This window comes from Paenibacillus jepli, from assembly GCF_047238105.1.
In the GTDB taxonomy this organism is placed as follows: Bacteria; Bacillota; Bacilli; order Paenibacillales; family Paenibacillaceae; genus Paenibacillus_D.
Window position 1 is genome coordinate 120484 of record NZ_JBDFMD010000001.1, and the last position, 19110, is coordinate 139593.

General features: G+C 53.5%; 21 protein-coding genes and 1 riboswitch. Of the genes, 8 read left to right on the forward strand and 13 right to left on the reverse strand.

The window, feature by feature from the left end; genetic code table 11:
• Positions 1-512: 512 nt before the first annotated feature.
• The 7 genes from ABC336_RS00585 to ABC336_RS00615 all read right to left on the reverse strand — a co-directional run bounded on the left by ABC336_RS00585 (position 513) and on the right by ABC336_RS00615 (position 8149).
• The gene (locus ABC336_RS00585) at positions 513-1466 is read right to left on the reverse strand and encodes an aromatic acid exporter family protein (protein ID WP_413236804.1); all 954 of its coding nucleotides are present in this window, start codon (positions 1464-1466) and stop codon (positions 513-515) included.
• A 117-nt stretch (positions 1467-1583) separates the two neighbouring features.
• Complete coding sequence (locus ABC336_RS00590) at positions 1584-2444, reverse strand: ABC transporter permease (RefSeq protein ID WP_413236805.1); 861 nt, start codon at positions 2442-2444, stop codon at positions 1584-1586.
• The gene (locus ABC336_RS00595; protein WP_413236806.1) at positions 2422-3225 is read right to left on the reverse strand and encodes an ABC transporter ATP-binding protein; all 804 of its coding nucleotides are present in this window, start codon (positions 3223-3225) and stop codon (positions 2422-2424) included. Before ABC336_RS00595 ends, ABC336_RS00590 begins: the two co-directional genes overlap by 23 nt.
• A 156-nt stretch (positions 3226-3381) precedes the next feature.
• The gene (locus tag ABC336_RS00600; RefSeq protein WP_413236807.1) at positions 3382-4401 is read right to left on the reverse strand and encodes an ABC transporter substrate-binding protein; all 1020 of its coding nucleotides are present in this window, start codon (positions 4399-4401) and stop codon (positions 3382-3384) included.
• Between the two features lie 456 nt (positions 4402-4857).
• A complete protein-coding gene (locus tag ABC336_RS00605) occupies positions 4858-5496 on the reverse strand; it encodes a DUF3600 domain-containing protein (protein ID WP_413236808.1) in 639 nt (212 codons plus the stop codon).
• Between the two features lie 102 nt (positions 5497-5598).
• Positions 5599-6180, reverse strand: coding sequence for a sigma-70 family RNA polymerase sigma factor (locus ABC336_RS00610; protein WP_413236809.1), 582 nt, complete (start codon positions 6178-6180; stop codon positions 5599-5601).
• Between the two features lie 463 nt (positions 6181-6643).
• Complete coding sequence (locus ABC336_RS00615; RefSeq protein WP_413236810.1) at positions 6644-8149, reverse strand: carboxypeptidase M32; 1506 nt, start codon at positions 8147-8149, stop codon at positions 6644-6646.
• Positions 8150-8422: 273 nt separating this feature from the next.
• Between ABC336_RS00615 and ABC336_RS00620 the strand changes: the two genes are divergently transcribed.
• Together ABC336_RS00620 and ABC336_RS00625 are read left to right on the forward strand one after the other, a co-directional pair.
• On the forward strand, positions 8423-8749 hold the full coding sequence (locus ABC336_RS00620) for an iron-sulfur cluster biosynthesis family protein (protein ID WP_413236811.1): 327 nt from the start codon (positions 8423-8425) through the stop codon (positions 8747-8749).
• A 51-nt stretch (positions 8750-8800) separates the two neighbouring features.
• Positions 8801-9394, forward strand: a complete 594-nt coding sequence (locus tag ABC336_RS00625; protein ID WP_413236812.1) for a beta-class carbonic anhydrase — start codon at positions 8801-8803, stop codon at positions 9392-9394.
• Here the strand turns inward: ABC336_RS00625 and ABC336_RS00630 are convergent.
• On the reverse strand, positions 9391-9966 hold the full coding sequence (locus tag ABC336_RS00630; RefSeq protein ID WP_413236813.1) for a DUF309 domain-containing protein: 576 nt from the start codon (positions 9964-9966) through the stop codon (positions 9391-9393). The genes ABC336_RS00625 and ABC336_RS00630 overlap by 4 nt on opposite strands.
• Positions 9967-10098: 132 nt before the next feature.
• On the opposite strand from ABC336_RS00630, the gene ABC336_RS00635 reads away from it, so the two are divergent.
• From ABC336_RS00635 to ytvI, 3 genes are all read left to right on the forward strand, one after another.
• Complete coding sequence (locus ABC336_RS00635; protein ID WP_413236814.1) at positions 10099-10536, forward strand: hypothetical protein; 438 nt, start codon at positions 10099-10101, stop codon at positions 10534-10536.
• A gap of 2 nt (positions 10537-10538) precedes the next feature.
• Positions 10539-10823 (forward strand): YxcD family protein, encoded by a 285-nt coding sequence (locus ABC336_RS00640; RefSeq protein ID WP_413236815.1) that lies wholly within the window; start codon positions 10539-10541, stop codon positions 10821-10823.
• A gap of 243 nt (positions 10824-11066) precedes the next feature.
• Positions 11067-11224: riboswitch (cyclic di-AMP (ydaO/yuaA leader) on the forward strand.
• 120 nt (positions 11225-11344) lie between these two features.
• Positions 11345-12403 (forward strand): sporulation integral membrane protein YtvI, encoded by a 1059-nt coding sequence (gene ytvI / locus ABC336_RS00645; protein WP_413236816.1) that lies wholly within the window; start codon positions 11345-11347, stop codon positions 12401-12403.
• Positions 12404-12725: 322 nt separating this feature from the next.
• Here the strand turns inward: ytvI and ABC336_RS00650 are convergent, their stop codons facing one another.
• The 3 genes from ABC336_RS00650 to ABC336_RS00660 form a co-directional block, all read right to left on the reverse strand.
• The gene (locus ABC336_RS00650) at positions 12726-13217 is read right to left on the reverse strand and encodes a DinB family protein (RefSeq protein WP_413236817.1); all 492 of its coding nucleotides are present in this window, start codon (positions 13215-13217) and stop codon (positions 12726-12728) included.
• Complete coding sequence (locus tag ABC336_RS00655; protein WP_413236818.1) at positions 13218-13718, reverse strand: hypothetical protein; 501 nt, start codon at positions 13716-13718, stop codon at positions 13218-13220. It lies immediately after the preceding gene.
• A 413-nt stretch (positions 13719-14131) separates the two neighbouring features.
• The gene (locus ABC336_RS00660) at positions 14132-14419 is read right to left on the reverse strand and encodes a hypothetical protein (RefSeq protein ID WP_413236819.1); all 288 of its coding nucleotides are present in this window, start codon (positions 14417-14419) and stop codon (positions 14132-14134) included.
• A gap of 244 nt (positions 14420-14663) precedes the next feature.
• On the opposite strand from ABC336_RS00660, the gene ABC336_RS00665 reads away from it, so the two are divergent.
• Positions 14664-15518 (forward strand): SDR family NAD(P)-dependent oxidoreductase, encoded by an 855-nt coding sequence (locus tag ABC336_RS00665; protein WP_413236820.1) that lies wholly within the window; start codon positions 14664-14666, stop codon positions 15516-15518.
• Between the two features lie 13 nt (positions 15519-15531).
• Here the strand turns inward: ABC336_RS00665 and ABC336_RS00670 are convergent, their stop codons facing one another.
• Together ABC336_RS00670 and ABC336_RS00675 are read right to left on the reverse strand one after the other, a co-directional pair.
• Positions 15532-16554, reverse strand: a complete 1023-nt coding sequence (locus tag ABC336_RS00670) for a HAMP domain-containing sensor histidine kinase (protein ID WP_413236821.1) — start codon at positions 16552-16554, stop codon at positions 15532-15534.
• Positions 16555-16622: 68 nt separating this feature from the next.
• Positions 16623-17297: a response regulator transcription factor gene (locus tag ABC336_RS00675; protein ID WP_413236822.1), complete on the reverse strand. Its 675-nt coding sequence runs from the start codon at positions 17295-17297 to the stop codon at positions 16623-16625.
• Between the two features lie 144 nt (positions 17298-17441).
• On the opposite strand from ABC336_RS00675, the gene ABC336_RS00680 reads away from it, so the two are divergent.
• Together ABC336_RS00680 and ABC336_RS00685 are read left to right on the forward strand one after the other, a co-directional pair.
• Positions 17442-18395, forward strand: a complete 954-nt coding sequence (locus ABC336_RS00680) for an ABC transporter ATP-binding protein (protein ID WP_413236823.1) — start codon at positions 17442-17444, stop codon at positions 18393-18395.
• The gene (locus tag ABC336_RS00685) at positions 18392-19093 is read left to right on the forward strand and encodes an ABC transporter permease (RefSeq protein WP_413236824.1); all 702 of its coding nucleotides are present in this window, start codon (positions 18392-18394) and stop codon (positions 19091-19093) included. Before ABC336_RS00680 ends, ABC336_RS00685 begins: the two co-directional genes overlap by 4 nt.
• Positions 19094-19110: the final 17 nt, after the last annotated feature.

A 19110-nucleotide genomic window follows, 5' to 3' on the forward strand; every position in this document is an offset into this window, starting at 1 on the left:
CCCCATCTGCTTGGCTTCTATTTCCCCGGAATGAAACGCGCTGCGCTCATAGCATAACCAGGAATCGACCGTCCGCTAAGCTGCAACGCACTTTTCTTCCCTTAGAGCGTCGGAGTCGGCCGTCCGCTAAGCTGCAACGCACTTTTCTTCCCTTAGAGCGTCGGAATCGACCGTCCGCTAAGCTGCAACGCACTTTTCTTCCCTTAGAGCGTCGGAGTCGGCCGTCCGCTAAGCTGCAACGCACTTTTCTTCCCCTCAGCTTCCAGTTCGGAGAGCATGCTGTTCCCATTCCTTTAAGGACGGCTACAGCCGTTTCACCTTGAAATATAAGGAGTATATGGTTTCCTCATCTGCTTAGGCTTCTATTTCTCCGGAATGAAACTGGCTTCGTGAGCATATGGCATCAGCCGTTTCACCTTGATTTATAAGACTTTCTACGTTTCACACGTATATCAGCTTATAAATCTCCGGAATGAAACTAACAGCGCTGCCGGAGGACGGCGCTGTTAGTTTCACCTTGGCTTACGTTTCTTCCAACGCTTGGCGACCGAGAGGTAGCGCTCCAGCTCATGACAAAGCTGCAGCACCGCCGCTCTCACCTCGAATTCCTCACGTGTCTGCGGCAGCGGCATCTGCCGGTAGCGTTCCTCCAGCTCGTCCAGCTCCCGCTCGACCGTCCCCTCATACACATCCGATTTCACTTCCTCGGTTAGATGCAGCAGGACATCGGCCAGCAGCAAGCCTTGCGGCACTTTCTCATAGACGAAGGCAATCAGCGTCAGCATCTGCTGGATCGACTCCAGCTGCTGGCTGCGCATCTCGAAGTACGTGCGCCAGTAGGACTCGTATCGCCACAGGACATTCTCCTGGTACGACGATGCCCGCTCGAGTCCAGCTTTGATCTGATCCCCGGCCTGCAGCAGCTCCTCGCCATTCCAGACATGGCGTGGATTCTGCAGCGTCAGCGCCAGTTCATGGAAGATCGTACTGAATGTCGCCTCGACTTCATGACGCAGCTTCTGCAGCTTGTGATCCTCCCGGGGCATGTACAGCATGTTCACGACCGTCGCCCAGCCCAGACCGGTGACCAGCAGCATGATCTCGTTGCCGATCAGCGCCATCGTCACCTCCTGCCTCTCGAAGACATGGAAGACGATGACCGAGCTGGTGACGATCCCTTCCTTGAGCTTCAGCCGGGTCAGGATCGGGAAGGCGATCAGGATGAATATCGACAGCGACCAGATCTCGAAGCCGAAGAGCGTAAAGATGAGCGAGGCAAAAAACAACCCCAGCACCGAAGCCAGCATCCGCGCTGCGACATTGCGAATGCCGCGCATCCGGGTGACTTCGACGCCGAGGATCGCGAGCAGACCTGCCGACAGCGCCGGCGACAGGTCCAGGTACATTGCGGTATAGATCGCCGCCAATCCGGCGATCGCGGTCTTGATGACGCGGATTCCGATCACAGTGCTCACACCCGTTCACTTTGATAACTATAGATTATATCCGTTTCGGGTGTCTCCCGCAAAGGGAATGATGGGTCAGGGACAACTGGGATCACTGCTGCGCAGCTCGGTCTCCAGCTACCGGTCCCGCCAGCCTGCCGTCAGCCTGCGCTCCACCAGTGCCACCAGTTGGTACATGATCGCTGCGATGACGGCGATCACGATCAGCGATGAGAGCACCAGCGTGAAGTTGAACACCTGGAAGCCGTAGATGATCAGATAACCAAGGCCCGCCTTGGCGACGAGAAACTCGCCAACGATGACGCCGATCCAAGCGAGTCCGACATTGACCTTGAGGGTGGAGATGATCACCGGGTACGAATCAGGCAGCACGGCCTGACGGAATACTTGGCTGCGCGTCGCTCCGAACAGCTGCAGCACCTTGATATAGTTCGGATCGACCTCTCGGAACCGGTTGTAGATGACCAGCGTCGTGATGATGACGGTAATCGAGAGCGTCGTCGCCACGATGGACAGGAAGCCCGGGCCGAGACTGACGATGAAGATCGGTCCGAGCGCCACCTTGGGCATGCTGTTGAGGACGACAAGATACGGATCGGCGACCCGGGAGACGAAGGGAAACCACCAGAGCAGCGCCGCCAGCAGCGCACCGCCCAGCGTACCCAGGACGAAGCCGACGACTGTCTCCGTCACGGTCACCCCGATATGCGGCGGCAGCGTGCCGTCCATCGTCGTCTGCCACAGATGCTGTCCGATCTTGCTTGGGTAGCTGAACAGCAGCACATCGATCCAGCCCAGTCGGCCCGCCGCTTCCCACCAGCCCAGGAATATCGCCAGTATGGCCAGCTGTACAGCATGAACCGCTGCCGTCCGCCGCCTCGCCCGCCGCTGGAAGGCCTCGTGAAGCTGCTTCAGCCAGCCCGTCTGTTCGGCCTCCGAGACAGCCTCGATCCGTTTACCCGTCGATCGGCTTTTCACCGCGCCCCACTCCTTCCTCTTCCGCATCCAACTCTTCCCATATCGCATCGAACACATCCTGGAAGCCCGGCAAACGGCGGGCGCCGGTCGGCAAGAGCTGGCGGAGCTCGCGAGGGATGTGGAAGACCTGGCGGATCCGTCCGGGGCGGCTGCCCAGCACGATGACCCGATCGCTCATCGCCGCCGCCTCGGCAAGATCGTGCGTCACCAGCACGGCGGTCTTGCCAAGGCGGCGGAGGGTGCGCTGCACCAGATCCTCAAGCTGCAGCTTGATCTGCATATCAAGCGCCGAGAACGGCTCATCGAGCAGGAGGACATCCGGCTCTGTGGCGAGCGTCCGCACGAGCGCGACCCGCTGGCGCATGCCGCCGGAGAGCTCATGCGGATATTTCTCCTCCATCCCGCTCAGCTCCATCTCCGCCAGCAGCCGCCTGACCTCTGCCGTCCGCGCTTCGCTCACCTCGTCCCGAATCTCCAGACCGAGGCGGGCATTGTCCAGGATCGTCCGCCAGGGGAACAGATAATCCTGCTGCAGCATATATCCGACCTTGGGCGAAGGGCCTCGCACCGGCTGCCCGGCCAGCAGGATGTCGCCACGAGCCGGAGCGAACAGACCGGCCAGCAGGCTCAGGATCGTCGTCTTGCCGCAGCCGCTCGGACCGACCAGACTGACGAACTCGCCTTTGCCAACGGACAGCTCCAGTCCTTCGACTGCCAGAGAAGCACCTTTGTCGTTGACATACACATGCGATACATTGCGCAGTTCAAGCATGGGCTTCATGCTGCGGTTCCCCCTTTCTGCAAACGATAGGACACCTTTGAGCACATGGTATCCATCGCCGTGCCAGATACTTACGACAGACTACACCAGATCACGCCAGCATAGACAAACTGCATGGCCGGACACTGGTCCATCTGCAGCGCCCGGCCTGTTACACTACTGTCCAGCAACCTCCCCGATCGCATGTTCTGCGTAGCGGTTATCTACCAGTTCGGCATGCGCTACCCGCTCCCGGAGCTCGCCTGCCGATTCCATCACGTCCAGCAGATTGTTCCATTCCGCTTCGTCGACGATCGGGTCGCTGGCGTAGGAGCCTTGACTTTTGTACCGGTCGATAACCATGATGACGAGCTCGCGGTCGGTGTCGTCGAAGAACGGCAGCACACTGTCCGCGATCGTGCCGCTGTCCTGCTCCATCACCCACAGCTGCGCCTTGTGGATCGCCCGGGTGAACGCCTGCACGGCAGCCTCGTTATCCTTCAGATAGCTCGACTTGGCCATGAACACCGTATACGGCAGATGTCCGCTCTCGGCGCCGAAGGAAGCGATGACATGGCCGCGGCCCTCCTGCTCGAAGATCGAAGCCTGAGGCTCGAACAGCTGGACATATTCGCCGGTTCCGGAAGCAAAAGCCGCCGGGATGTTGGCGAAGTCGATGTTCTGGATCAGCTCCAGATCGGCCTGCGGATCGATGCCATGCTTCTTCAGCGTGAACTCGCCGGCCATCTGCGGCATGCCGCCTTTCCTCTGGCCGAGGAAGGTGGTCCCCTTCAGCGATTGCCAGTCGAACGCCTCATCTGCCTCCCGAGCCACCAGGAACGTCCCGTCGGTCTGGGTCAGCTGGGCAAAGTTGATCACCGGGTCGGCAGCGCCCTGCTGAGCTACATAGATCGAGGTCTCCGAGCCCACCAGCGCGATGTCGATGCCCCCCGAGAGCAGCGCCGTCATCGTCTTGTCTCCGCCAAAGGTCGTCGTCAGCTCGACCTCCAGCCCTTCCTCTGCAAAGAAACCTTCGCTGATAGCGACGTATTGCGGCGCATAGAACAAGGATCGGGTCACTTCGCCCAGACTGATCTTCACCGTGTCTTGTCCGTCCTCTTTGTCCCACAATCCCGCCACCAGCGCAGCGATCATCACGGCCACGACGACCAATGCCGCCCCTATACGCATGCGCATCTGAATCCCTCCACCTTGTTCGTTTAGATATTCTCAGGGTATGCCGAGGGAGAACGGTTGGTGAGTGGGCGCGGGTTTACTAAGCGAATAAGGAGGGATCTTAAGATGGTTTAAAGAAAATATGTAGAGGGAAGCAGTTTATATATGGAGTGCCTATCGAGCTAAGGAGGAAGCTATGAGGAACATTTTGTTTATAGCGTGGGTATTTATCTTATTCTTTGAATTGCTGTGGATTCGGTCATTCATCGATACAGTGCACGACACGAGTGATTTATTCTTTTCGGGAGCTGTCGTTGTCGTTACCATTGCCGTAGGATTTGTAGGGGCTCTTACGTTTAGAGAACGTCGGTGAATGGATCGGTTTCACGGGGCAGTTAAAGTCGGAGTAGAAAACGACATCACAAATGAAACGTACGCACGCTCCATTTGCGATGTCGTTTGTCATAGAAAGAGAAATCAATTATCTTCCAGGAGATTCAATCGATCCATGTAGGGAGTAAAAGCTTCCCTGACCCGTTTCAGATCGGCTTGCTGCTCTTCTGTTAACCTGTCGAGGTCATAACTGCCGTCCTCCCCGGCCACGATCGCCTCATAAGCCTTCATCTGCATCAACAGGCTCTTGAACGTCTTCAGATCCTCCAGCGTGAATGTGCGCTCCGCGATGTTCAACTGCTCGGCCCAGAATTCGTCTTTACTCAAAAGCTCGGTGTCGGATGGCACAGCAGCTGCCTCCTCAAGGATGGCCAACAGCGGCTCCATCTGCCGGATGATGGCTTCGTACTCTGCCCGCTCATCCTCACTTAAGGCTTCCGGATCGACGAAGCCCTTCTCGTGGCCGTAGGTTTCGACAAACGCCCCTAACTGGCTGGCTGTATCCATGAACGTTTTGAACTGTTCCTCGCTCAGATGCTGCCGGGCGCTTTGCAATTTGGCCTCCAGCCGCTCGTAATCCATCGTCTCTCCCCACTTCTCCACGGCCTGCTGCTTTGATCCGTAGATCGAATCCGCCAGGTAGGTGTACCCCGCATAAGCTCCTGTCGGTATGATCAGCGCCGCTGCCAGGAGCGTCACTATCAGCCATTTGCGTCCTTTCATCCTGCCACCTCTTCCCTTAACTGGTCCATCAGCCTGTCCTTCATCTCCGGCGGGGGCGTCACCGATGCAGACTCCTCGCGATAGGCCTTGCGCAGCTGGTCTTCAAACTTCATGGAGCTCCCCCACCTTTCCGTTCTGCGTGTGTGTGTCAACCTGTTGGCGCAGCTTGGCCAGCCCAGCGTGGATCCGCGATTTCACCGTTCCGACCGGAATCTCCAGGATGTCCGCGATCTCCTCCTGCGTGTACTCGTTCAGATAGTGCAGGGTGATCACCTGCTGCAGCTTGAACGATAACTCTCTGACTCCCTCCAGCAACGACTTGTTTGCCAGATGGTCGACCACCTCGCCCGAAAAATCCTCCTCGAGCCGGTCATGCAACCGCTCTGAGCGTCCCGCGAACCGGAAGTGCATCCAGCGCCGCCGCCGATAAGCACGAACCTGCTGCATGGCTACTCCCATCAGCCAAGGCCGCAAGGGTCGTGACGGGTCATACGTACCGAGCGAGCGATGAAACTGCAGATAGCTGTCCTGCACGATGTCTTCGGTATCCGAGCGGTTGCCGACCAGATAGTAGACGGCCCGGTACACGTCTTTTACGGTGTGTTCATAGATCTGTCCATAAGCTTCATCATGTCCGGCCGCCGCGAGCGCAGCCAGTCGTTCGAGCTCAGTTCCCCCGCTCATGCCTCTTCTCCTCCCCCGTACACTCTCTATTGGCATAAGCGTCTCATACCGTTCGAATATTGGCAAAAAAAGTTTTCCTTGCGAATCCTTGGGCCACGGCGCGTAAGGAGTCCAACGCAAAATAGCCCCACCATATGAGGCAGTCTCTTCGGGGTATGCGGGGGCATTTGCGGAGTGCCTTGAACGAAAAAAAGCCGTCGCAAGGACGGCTAGGGGTGGGACAGTTTGGCGTGATGACGATGATGGGGCATGGTGGGCAATGAACATGATTATCCGCACTCATTCGGCTGCCGGAGCATGGTATGCGTCGAATGAGACTGAAATTTCAACCTCATTTCCGGATTTTCGATAGAAAGAGCCATTTGAATACGATTTTTCGCATTCGTTACGTCCGCTCCACGTTTGCTGAACGATCCAATATGAAATTTCATGCTCATACTGGGGGTTAGCCACATGCCGCTACCTATAAACGGTAAATGTCCTCATACTTGCGCTTGAGATACGCAACCAGATGCGACGAATCCAGCGACTTGCCGGTGACGCGCTGGATGATCTCCGTCGGCGACTGCTGCTTGCCGTACTGATAGATCTGCTCGGTCAGCCACGATTTGATCGGCAGCAGGTCGCCCTTGGCCACCAATTCTTGAAGCGGCAACTGACGTTGCATCGTGTCGGCGAATTGGGCGGCGTACATGTTGCCCAGCGCATAGGACGGGAAGTAGCCGAAGGCGCCGCCCGACCAGTGCACATCCTGCAGCACACCCTCGCGGTCATCCGGCGGCGTGATGCCGAGGTATTCCTTGTACTTGGCATTCCACAGCTCGGGGAGCTCGGCCGCCCGGACACCGCCGTTGAAGATCGCTTTCTCCATCTCGTAGCGGATGATGATATGCAGATTGTACGTCAGTTCATCGGCCTCGATGCGGATCAGGGACGGCTGGACGACATTGGTCGCACGGTAAAAGTCCTCGACCGGCACCTCCAGCTGTCCCGGGAAGCGGCGCTGCAGCTCACCATAGTAACGCTCCCAGAACGGGAGGCTGCGGCCGACCATGTTTTCCCAGAAGCGGGACTGCGACTCATGGATGCCCATCGATGTGCCTTCCGACAGAGAAGTGCCGATCAGGTCTTTGCGGATATTCTGCTCATACAGTGCATGACCGCCCTCGTGGATCGTCCCGAACAGCGCGCTCGTCACATCCTCCGGCAGGTAGCGCGTCGTAATCCGCACATCGCCTGGACTCAGGCCGGTTGCGAAAGGATGGACGCTCTCGTCCAGACGGCCCGCCTCGAAGTCGTAGCCCATCTGCTCCAGGATGTAGAGGCTGAACTCCTTTTGTGCGGCCTTGGGGAAGCTCTGGCGCAGGAATCCGGTCTCCGGCTGATGCGGCGACGCCGCAATCGCAGCGGCTAACGGCACCAACTCCTCGCGAAGTCCGCCGAAGACGCGGTCCAGCTCCGCTGTCGTCATGCCCGGCTCATACTGATCGAGCAGCGTATCGTAACGCGAACCCTGGACGCCCCAGCGGTCGATGAAGTCATCCGTCATGTTGATGATGCGTTCGAGGTAGGGCTGGAAGCCCGCGTAGTCATTTTTCTCCTTGGCCGTCTCCCAGAACGACTCTGCCTGCGAAGTCAGCACCACATACTCCTGATGCAGCTTGGCGGGAATCTTGCGGTTGCGTTCATAGTCTTTGGCGGACTCCCGGACCAGCGCTTTGTCGATCTCGTCCAGCTCCGCCTGCGCATCCGGCTCGCTCAGATGCTGCAGCAGCTCGCCGTACTCCTCGGAGGTCGAGAGGCGGAACATCTCCGCCGAGAGCACGCCGATCGCTTCCGAACGGCTCTCGACGCCTTTGACCGGCGCACCGGTGCGCAGATCCCAATACAAGACGCCCAGCGCCTCGCTATAGCTCTTGATCGTGCGGTCCAGCTCGCGGAACCGCGCTCGGCTTTTTTCCACTGTCATTTCGCACCAACCACCTTTACTATGTAGATTTCAGACTGTTGTAAATACGGGCCTCTAGGTAACGGATCGTTCTTCCAATCGCTGTTGTCCCCAGGTTTTATGATTATATCGCATTAGCGGTGCAAATCCGGGGACAAAGGCGAGCGCTCCGCTTCTCCAGAATCGATCCTCACCTTCTCGTCCCTTTTCACCAGTCTGGAACTCGCTCCTCTTGATCATACTTTTTGCAACTTCTATAATCAACTTATAGGCGAAAAAAGAGGAGGTTAACCCATGCGGATCCAATTCACACCCGCGGCGGTAGACAAGCTGCAGCCCGAGCTGGCCGGCGGCAAGCTGCTGAAGCTGCTCTATGATACCGAAGGCTGCGGCTGCGTCGTCAGCGGCGTCCCTGCCCTGCAGCTGCTGGATGCGCCTGGCGAGCATGATGTCGAGGGCGACGGCGAGCCATTGGCGTTCTGGCACGAACCGCGCTTCGAGGTCTTCTTCGAGCCCCAGCTCAAAGTGGATTACGATACTGCGCGCGGCCAGTTCACTCTGAAGAGCGACAGCCAGATCTATACCAACCAGCTGCAGCTGGTGCGGGGGCAGGTCGTCTAGACGAGCAACATTAGATAAGTAGACAAATAGGCATGACAAGGGAGAGAGCGAATGAAATCGGAGAACAATCTGGAGTTAATCCTGGCGCATAATGAGGAGTTTGTGGCGCAGCGGACATTTGAACAGTATCAGTACAGCCGCTACCCCGCCAGACGTATGGTGATCGTCACCTGCATGGATGCCAGGCTCAGCGAGATGCTGCCCAAAGCGATGAACCTGCAGGGCGGCGACGCCAAGATCATCAAAAATGCAGGCGGCATCGTCACGCAGCCGTTCGGCAATATTATGCGGAGTATCCTGGTCGCGGTGTATGAGCTGGGAGCCGATGAAGTGTTCATCGTCGGCCATCACGAGTGCGGCATGACCGGCCTCGACCCCGAGCTCGTCATCTCGCATATGCGGGAGCGCGGCATCAGCGAAGATACGATCACGACGCTGCTGAATTCGGGGATGAATCTGAAGCGCTGGCTGACCGGCTTTGACTCGGTCCGAGACAGCGTGGAGAACAGCGTGCGGATCGTCAGGAACCATCCGCTCAAGCCGGCAAGCGTCAACGTCCACGGTCTGATCATCGATCCGCATACCGGCAAGCTCGATCTGGTCGTGGACGGGTACGCGCAGCAGCAGGAGTCGATCTCGGGTTAACCGTGCTGCTTGGAGCGGGCAGCCTCGCGCCGGTGCTTGCGCCGTATGATGGCTGCTTGCCGGGCGGCGATCACCTCGCTGCGGTCCCTGAGCGTATGGCGATGGATGAGCGAATCGTCCTCCATCCTGCTCGGGGCACCCCAGAGCGCAGCGGCATCGCCTGAGCGGTCCTGACAAATCTCCAGTAAGGATGGATCTTGGAACGGCAGCTCGTAATCCGTGTAGGGCACCGCCTGATTCAGATCCTTGATCTGGCGCAGCCGCTGCTTCAGCAGCTCCATCAAGGCCGGGCCATCGAGTCCCAGCTGGTCCAGCTTGTTGGGCGTCAGGCGATCCAGCGCCTGCTCCAGCATGAGCCTGGCGCCGCGCCGATTGGTGCGTCGCAGGTGATACTGGCTGACCGCGATCTGGATCAGGCCGACCCAGGTGTTGTAGAGCGGGTGGTCGCCGGGCTGTTCTTTCCAGTATTCTTCGAGCAGCTCATGGCATTCAAAGTAGTCTCGGGTGACGTGAAATTCGATCAGGTACTGTATATAATTATCCGGGTAGATCTCGGGGCTGGACGGCTTCATGATGCGCTCCTTTCGAGCTTGGGAACATCCCAAAAAAAGATCCAAAAAAAAGTGAAACTTTCATCTATCTTAGACGTAATTGATGAAGAAGGCAACGTCCTTGCTAAATTAGATCAGGAGGAGAACCAGTACATGAAAAGAAGTTTGTTAGTTATGATCGCGTTTACGCTGTTCCTGGCGTTTGGCGCAGCCGACATTGCCGATGCGAAACGCGGCGGCGGATTCAAGTCTCCGAAGCAGAGCGTGACCAAGACACCCAAGCAAACCGAGACCCGCAGTGACTCCGGAGCCGCAGCCAACACGCGCAACACCTCGAATACAACAGGAACAGGCGCAGCGGCCAAGCCAGGATTTTTCAGCGGCGGCAGCCTGATGAAAGGCCTCATGATCGGCGGTCTGGCCGGCATGCTGTTCGGTGGGATGTTCGGCGGCATGGGCTTCTTCGGCGAGATGCTGGGACTGCTCGTTAACGTATTTGCCATCTTCCTGCTGATCGTTGCCGTACGCGGCATCATCCACTACTTCCGCAACAACCGCAGAAGAGTCGATGACCAGCGGAGACCTTACTAACCATGACTCGCCTGTCGATGGATGAAGTCATCAACGCCGTCTGCTACCATCTCGCCGACCGCCGCCGCGTCGAACCGACCGCAGTGGAAGTGCAACTGGCCTGGGATGAAGATACCGGCTTCACCGCCGAGGCTTGGGTCGAGGGACGAAGTCAGTACCTGATCGAGTCCAATCTGCTCGAAGCTATCGAGCAATACATGTACAACCACTACGACCGCAGAGTGTTCCGCTCCGCCATTAAGCTGGATCTCGATGACGAGATCTATGCGGAGATTGCGGATCACTAGTCGGATTGTTATTTCGTTTAATGCAGGCAGTGATCCAGGTAATCGGCGCCTGCTCTCGCAAAGAGCCTGTCCTTGCTAGACATCAAGGTCAGGCTTTTGCTTGCCTTGCGTCGCCTGCTCACCCCATTTCTAATTGCTGCGATGGACTGGACTCATTTGATCAGCCTAGCTTTGAATCCATTCCTGCTTTAACTTTACTTTTATCAGGAATAGGCGTAGTATTCCTTGATAGAAACTAATAACCGCATAGAGATGCCGAATTTCCGTTTTGGAAAACGGGGGGACCACATGAGACCAATTTGGTTTCAATGGGGTGAATCTGCACGATGTCTGAAGAAGCAGACGGGCACTCTCAGGCCCGAACCCGACAGCTAACCTCGTAGGTGTTTGAGAGAGAAATGCAGCCCCATGCATGTTATTTGACATGTCAAAACCCCGGCAGCAGATATTCTCTGCTCCGTGGTTTTTTTTGTTGCCTATGGTACGCAGATGATTTCAAAATGAGAAAGCGAGAGACGTCCATGGTAAAGTTGCTAACTCGGAAAAATCTAGGCCGTCTGGTTCTGATCCTGCTTCTGTTGGGCTTTATTTATTTTATATGGCCGGTGTCGCAACCGATCATCATTGCTCTGCTGGTTTCCATGATGCTGTCGCCACTTGTCGGCTGGTGTCAAAAATATATGAAAATAAGCCATTTCTTTTCCACTCTGATCGTTTTCTTTCTGTTCGTTTTGATCTTGCTGCTCTCGATGTATACGGTGATAACCGTGATTATTAATTTTGGCATCCGGTTTTTTGATAATTTGCCGAACTATATTCAGCAGTTAAACTTAATTTCAAGCAACTGGTTAAGTTCACTGGAGGAGTATACCGCTAATTATCCTCAGGAATTGATCGCAGCCTTGAACCAAGAGGCCAATCGGTATTTCAATGACATCAGGAGCAGTGTAAGTCAGATCGATCTGATCTCTTTCGTGACCGGGTTTATTTCCGGGACTCCCGGATTCCTGCTGTCTTTCCTGGTTTTCTTGATTACCTTGTTCCTGTTTATGCTCGACCTCCCTCGATTGAAAGAAGGCCTGTTATCGATGATGTCCGAGCAGACCAAGACCCGCGTCCTGTTTATTGCTAACCGGTTTTCCAGAGCCACATTCGGTTTTTTGAAAGCCCAGTTTATCGTCAGCATCCCGATCTTTGCCGTTTCATTGATAGGCTTGCTGATCATCGTGCCTGAGCTGGCTTTGACCATGTCCATCATTATCTGGATCATTGATTTTATTCCGCTGATCGGTTCCATCGTCATATTGGCGCCATGGGGCATCTATAAACTATTGACGGGCGATCCATCCATGGGAGTGCGCCTGCTCATTCTCGGTGGCATTCTTCTGCTGATTCGCAGGACCGTGGAGCCCAAGGTAATGGGACAGCATATTGGAATGTCTCCGCTTGCCGCCTTGATCTCGATGTATCTCGGGGCCAGTCTCCTGGGCGTTGTCGGTCTGCTCGTAGGTCCGCTTCTCGTAATTGCGTTTACCTCGCTGAAAGAAGCTGGACTGATTAATTTCAGGAATAAATTGTGATTCACGCGAGGGGCATCATACCCAACCATTATTCCATGGCCGCTTTCAGCGCTTCGCTCATTTTTTAGCGGCCTTCCTTCCGCACAGACGCTTGGTGATCAGTGGCTTGATTCACGGAAAAGTGAAAATCACGTCGCTCGATCAATTCACGCTTGCGCATCAAATGGTGATCGGCAGATGAACAGTTCAAGTTGGCCGGTATCCTGATACGTTTACCAAAGCCCAAAGTAACTGCACTGAATTCATATAGAGGTTGAGACATAACATCTTTAAGTGCTGGTTGAAATCATATGCCACGCTGAATCCTCCCCGCGCTGATTTTTTATTGAGTAGCTGATATTGTCTTGATAAACGTTTCAATTTGCTTTTTATGGTGTCTATCATGCGGGATAAACCCTCGTAGAAATCCTCTAATCGAGAACTTCTTCTTCTCACCGTCTTTATATGCTTTGGTGTACTCTTCCTCAGCGAGACCGGATATAGCGTCTATAATCTGTTTCCGGTTATGGATACATTGGTCTAATATTTCGTTCTTTGTTTGAGTCTTTGCGTATTGGACAGCATTCGCATTGAATTCATTAAAGTCCAGATGCTTTACAGTAACCGGCTCTGCGAGCTTAATCTTTTTAATACCTTCGTCGTAAAAGTATTGATCCCATAACATGATGTGACTGATCACATCTTTCAAAGTCCACTTGCCTTCAGCAAGGGGTCTATTCCAGTTCGCTTCACTAATCGATCTAAGATCTTCGACGAAATGAATAAACGACTTGTATTCTTCAACCATTTCATCTGAGGATTTCGGCAATGTCATCTACTCCCTCGAAGGATTTTGTTTTAATACCATCTCTTCAATTGAAAACGCTGCTTCTTCTCGATGGATGATCTGACTAATTTGGGTGACATCCACTTGATTTCGATTGAAGGTTACATCAAGTATGATTTCATCTCCGTGCATAAAAATAATTTTATTAACCGAATCGTCACTTAAGGGATAGTCCCCCAGAGAGGTCTTTTGAAATAGATAATAACCAATATAGGAGTAGGTCGTCCATTCACGTCCCACCGTTTTTTCCATTTCATCTCTTGATGTATAAGGAGAAAACACGATCATTTTATCCCATTCGAAGGGCGTTATGTCTGCCATATCAAATGCTTCATTATAGCCGACAACAGCTAGCAAATTTCCAGAAAATACGTCTTCATATTGATTGGACAATTTAAGCTTACTATAAGAATAATAGCTGTATATAAATGCAGCTAGCAAAATGATTATGATCGATAGAAAGGTTGCTTTTTTCTTGTTGATTTTCATTCACTCTCCTCTATATTTAGTTTCTTAATCTATGAATTTGCATAACCTTTGCAAACAAGCGCTCGAACAAGTAGTATGTGAACCCGGCTGCAACAAAGGATAGAAGAAATGAGATGTCGAAGTTTCCATGATACATAAGTGGTACGCAACCGATAACAGTTGAAGCAACGATATAAAGGATTAACTTTAATCCTGATTTTCCAAGGATTTTTGATGGCGACGGGACATCCCTCTGTAGGACCTTCTCAATAACTAGAGATACCGGTATACCTACAAGTAAAAATATAGCGAACAACACCATAAAACCGGCCATAACTTGATACAGAAACGAATACTGCTGGAACTCATGCTCATGATTAATCAGTGAAAATAGGATGGATAAGGTGATCGAGGAACAAAATGCGGACAAAATGCTAATATGCATAGTATCGACCTAATAACCCCATTGCCCGGATTTCAACTCTCTCACCAGAAGGTCCCCGGTAATTTTCAATGATCCGCTGGTATACTCCCGCATTTCGTGTCGCTCTTGAACGCCAATCCATCGTCTCTTCTCCTTTAGTACACTCGCCATTCACACATTTAATTTGGTGTTCTCTTTCCAACCAGACAACATAATCATCGTCATTCGGACATGTTAAGACAAGCAGTATTAAGGCAAGCCCCAATGCTAATATTACGCCTTTAAGTATCTTCTTCATCGACTCCTCCTGATTAAACATCTAAACCCCCGCGTATTTTTATTATCATACCATCCAAGGAAACTATTGGATACCAACAGCCTCCTAATTCCGTCTCCCCATTTCTCGAGGTAGTTCCAACCAAGAATGATTTTGACCGTACCATGTGATTCTTGTACTATGATAATATACTGAGAACATAGCGGATTCTACATAAAATACTGCTGGAGAGCTGGATCATATCATGATGAAAGGAATAAAATCAATGTCTGCAAAAACAAGCTTAATTACAGGTGCCAACTCGGGGATAGGCTATGCCACAGCGGAGGGGCTCGCAAGCCAAGGGCATCACGTCATTATGGTCTGCCGCGATGCGCAGCGCGGAGCCGCAGCCAGGCAAGCCATCATGCAACAAACAGGCAGCACAAAGGTAGATCTGCTGATAGCGGACTTGTCCTCCGCTAAAGATATTGTTCGCTTGGCGAAGCAAGTAAAAGAAAGTTACGGCAGCCTGGATGTGCTCATTAACAATGCAGGAGGCGTATTCAATCGCTATCAGACCAATGACGAGGGCTTCGAACAGACCTTTGCCGTGAATTACTTGGCCCCCTTTTTGTTGACGCGGCTCTTGCTGCCGCTGCTGAAGAAAGCCGAAGCAGGCAGAATCATCCATGTCGCATCCATCATGCAAGCCAAGCAGTTTGATCCGGAGGATGCAGCCCATCCCGCCGCTTCCTCCTACCGCAGCATGCACGCGTATAAGCTTGCCAAAACAGCGGTTCTGATGATGACTTATCGTCTGGCGAGAGAGTTGTCCAGCAGCGGCGTGACCGTCAATGCCCTTCATCCCGGCGTGATCTATACACCGCAATCCGTCCGATCCGTACCTGCCTTCGCTAGACCGCTGTTGAAGCTGTTTATGCAGTCCCCGCAGCAAGGCGCACACACCTCTATCTACCTGGCAACCTCCGAAGAAGTCGGCACAACAACCGGTCAATTTTTCAAAGTCATGCAAGTCGCTCGCACCGTAGCTGTCACCATGGATGTGGACAAGCAGAATGAATTGCATGAAAAAAGCATGCAGTGGATGGCTGCTTATCTGGAGGCTTCGTCCCAATAGAAAACGATGGCTGCTATGAGGTGACCGACGCTCCCCCCAAAGGCAGCCTGATCGTAAAAATGGAACCTCGATGAAGCTCGCTTTCTACCTCGATCGTGCCTTCGCACAGGTCGACGATGCGCTTGACCAGCGTTAATCCGAGCCCGTTCCCCGCCGTTGCGCGAGAAGCATCGCCCTGATAAAATTTGTCAAACATCCGCTGCCTCGTTTCCTCGCTCATCCCGCTTCCGTGGTCCTCCAGCCGGAACACCGCTTCCCCTCCGCGTTGCCATAAGCCGACCTTTAGCATCCCGCCGCTGTTCGAATGCTTGATCGCATTATCCAACAGATTCATCCACACCTGCTGGATCATATGTTTATTGCCGCAGATGTCGATCTCCTCGTCCAAGGCGAGCTCCAAATGGAGGCTGCGGGCACTCCATTGCGGTTCCAGCATCAGAATCGCCAGCCTGACTTGCTCGTCCAGGCGGTAGACGGACTTCTCGCTCACAATTTCAATATTCTCTACCTTCGACAGATTGAGAATACTGGTCGATAAGCCGACCAATCGTTCCGATTCTTGGATGATGCTGTCCAGGTATTCCTGTTTGTCTTGCTCACTGAGGTCACCTTTCTTCAGCAATTTGGCGAAGCCGCTGATCGAGGCTATCGGGGTCTTGAATTCATGGGAGAAATTCCGCACGAAATCGCTTCGCAACGTCTCGATTCCCCGCAGCTCCTGCACCATTTTGTTGAAGCTCCCCGCCAGTGCATCCAGCTCAAAGACAATGCTGCCTTTCGCTCTCACCTCTGCTGAGAAATCCCCCTTCGCTACCTTGCTGGTGGCTTCCATCATATCCCGGATCGGCCTAACCGAGCGCCGGCTCAATAGTGCGGCTATCACCACCCCCATAAAGAGGCTGATATATAACAACACATATACCCCGCGAATGGGTTCCGGCTGATTCATGTCGAGCAGACCTGTCCGATAAAGCAAAAACGCAAGCAACCCTGCGGACCCGATCGATAACACCATGACCACAAATACCAACGCCACCAAGGAAAACGCCAGACTGATTTTTTGCGGTAGGATCCTTTGCGTTCTTGGTTTCCTATTTATCCCCTTCATTGGCGCTTCACCATCTTGTATCCCAACCCGCGCACCGTCACGATCTCAAAATCAGGATTATCCCTGAATTTGTCGCGCAATCGATTGATATGAACATTCAGGGTATGGCTATCCATCTCGGTGTCCAGCCCCCAGATTTCCTCCATCAGGTGCAGGCGGGTGAAAATTTTGCCGGGGTAGCTCATCAGCTTAAACAGCAGGTAGAACTCCTTTTGGGGCAGCGAAATTCGCTGAGCTCCTCTTGTCACCGTGAGCGCATTGTAATCCAATGTTGTATCGCCCATCACGAGCTTGTGCTCGCTGGCAATCTGCGCCCTGCGCAGCAGAGCCTTAATCCGCAACAACAGCTCCTGCTCGTCGAATGGCTTTGTCATGTAATCGTCCGTACCCGCAAGGAAGCCGTGATGCTTATCTGTCATGTCTTGCATAGCCGTGACCATCAGAATCGGGACAGGATCCCCGACGCTGCGCAATGCCTCGCATAATTGGTAACCGTCCATCTCCGGCATCATCAGGTCCAGCACGATCAAATCGAAGCGTTGCTCCTCCATCCTGCTCAGCGCTTCGAGCCCGTTCTTAACCGGATAGGCAGTGAAGCCTCCATGCTTCAGCACAGCACATATCAGCTTTTGTGTATTGGCATCATCTTCGACCACTAGAATATTGAACACTATACATGCCTCCCTCCACCCTATCCTTATTATATTGCTCCAACGTAAACCGAACATCAACCTGATTCTCTTTCATTGCTTGAGGTTCAGTTGATATTGGTCGATTACAGTTCTAATTATCCCATCACAAAGAGAGGTTATGTCATGAGCACAAGCAGAACAGGCAACATAAGCAGTGCCAGCGTCATCCATCTTGAGCACGTCAGTAAATATTTCGGCGATTACCCGGCCGTGCGCAATCTTTCGTTGGACGTGAGACGGGGTGAGGTGATTGGTTTCCTTGGATTAAACGGAGCGGGCAAGACCACGACGATCAAAATGCTCCTGTCGTTACTGAAGCCATCATCCGGCAGCATCTACATGCTGGGAAGTAAAGTAGACACCGGCAATTACAAGCTGTGGGAAAAGGTTGGCTATCTGGAGGAGGCAGCCTTTTATCCCGATCTTACGGTCACCGAAAATCTGGACATTGCCCGCAGAATGCACCTGCTCGCAGACCGCGGCTCTGTTGCTCGCGTCATCAAGCAGCTTGATCTCGTTGCCCATCAGGACAAGCCTGCCAAAGCGCTTTCCCTGGGAAATAAACAACGGCTAGGATTGGCTAAGGCTATGCTTCATGACCCGGAGGTATTAATACTGGACGAGCCGATCAACGGCCTGGACCCGGCCAGTGTCGTCGAAATCCGGGAGCTGCTGCTCGACTTGTCTCGTAATCGCGGCGTCACCATCCTCATCTCCAGTCACATGTTAGAAGAATTATCCAAGCTGGTAGACCGTGTCATCATCATGCACAAAGGACAGCTCATCCAGGATATGAAGGTGGACCAGCTGGAGCAATCTCTGCAAAAGAAAGTGATCGTGGACGGGCGTAATCGTGTTGCCCTGAAGCGCAGCCTCACAGAGCATGAGTACAGCTACGAAGAAGCTGCTGACGGGCGCCTGATCTTGGCAGAAGACCGCGCGATAGCCCAGCCGGAGAAACTCGCAGAAATATTGGTGCGAGCAGGCCAGCCGCCGACTCACCTGAGTGTCGTTACAGAAGATCTGGAAGGTTATTTCCTGCGCATGATCCGTTCAGAGGGGAGGAAGCAAGCATGAGGCTCCTCTCTCTTCTTCACAACGAAGCTCGCAAGATCTTGCGGTCTGTCGTCTTTTGGGTCATGCTTGGAGCCTTTACGGCATTGCCCTTGATGATTGCTCTATTCAACAGTTCCGCAGCCCATTGGGAAGCCTACTTCGCAGATCTGCTCGGATCCATAGCCTCCTTGCTCGTCGTAGGATTCGCATTCACCTCCGCCTGGGTGTTTGGCGTGGAGTACACCAACAATACGATCAAGGACATCCTTGTTAAGCCGGTGCCCAAAACCTTTACGGTATTGGCTAAATTTATGGCGGTCATTTTGTGGAATACAGGCTTGGCTGTTTTCACCTTTGCAGTCATCGCAGTTGCAGGTTCACTGATTGGCGTCAGCGGAGGCTCCATGTTCTCGATCTTGCATATTTTCTGGACATTTATGGGCGCCTCCCTGCTGATCATACTCGTCAGCACGACGAGCGCTTTAATCGCCAATCTCACCCGAGGCTATCTTGCTCCGATCGGCGTCATCTTTCTCATCGTCATCGTCTCGAATGTGGTCGTGCAGTTAGGCTTCGGCCCATATTTCCCTTGGACGATTCCCGTTCTGCTGTTAACCGGAGCAGAGCTCAGCATGATCAGCATGATCATACTTGCTGTCACAGGAATAGCAGGGTTCGCCGGAACCGTCGCTTGGTGGCGATTGGCCGAGCATAAGTGACAGACCCTTGAACCATC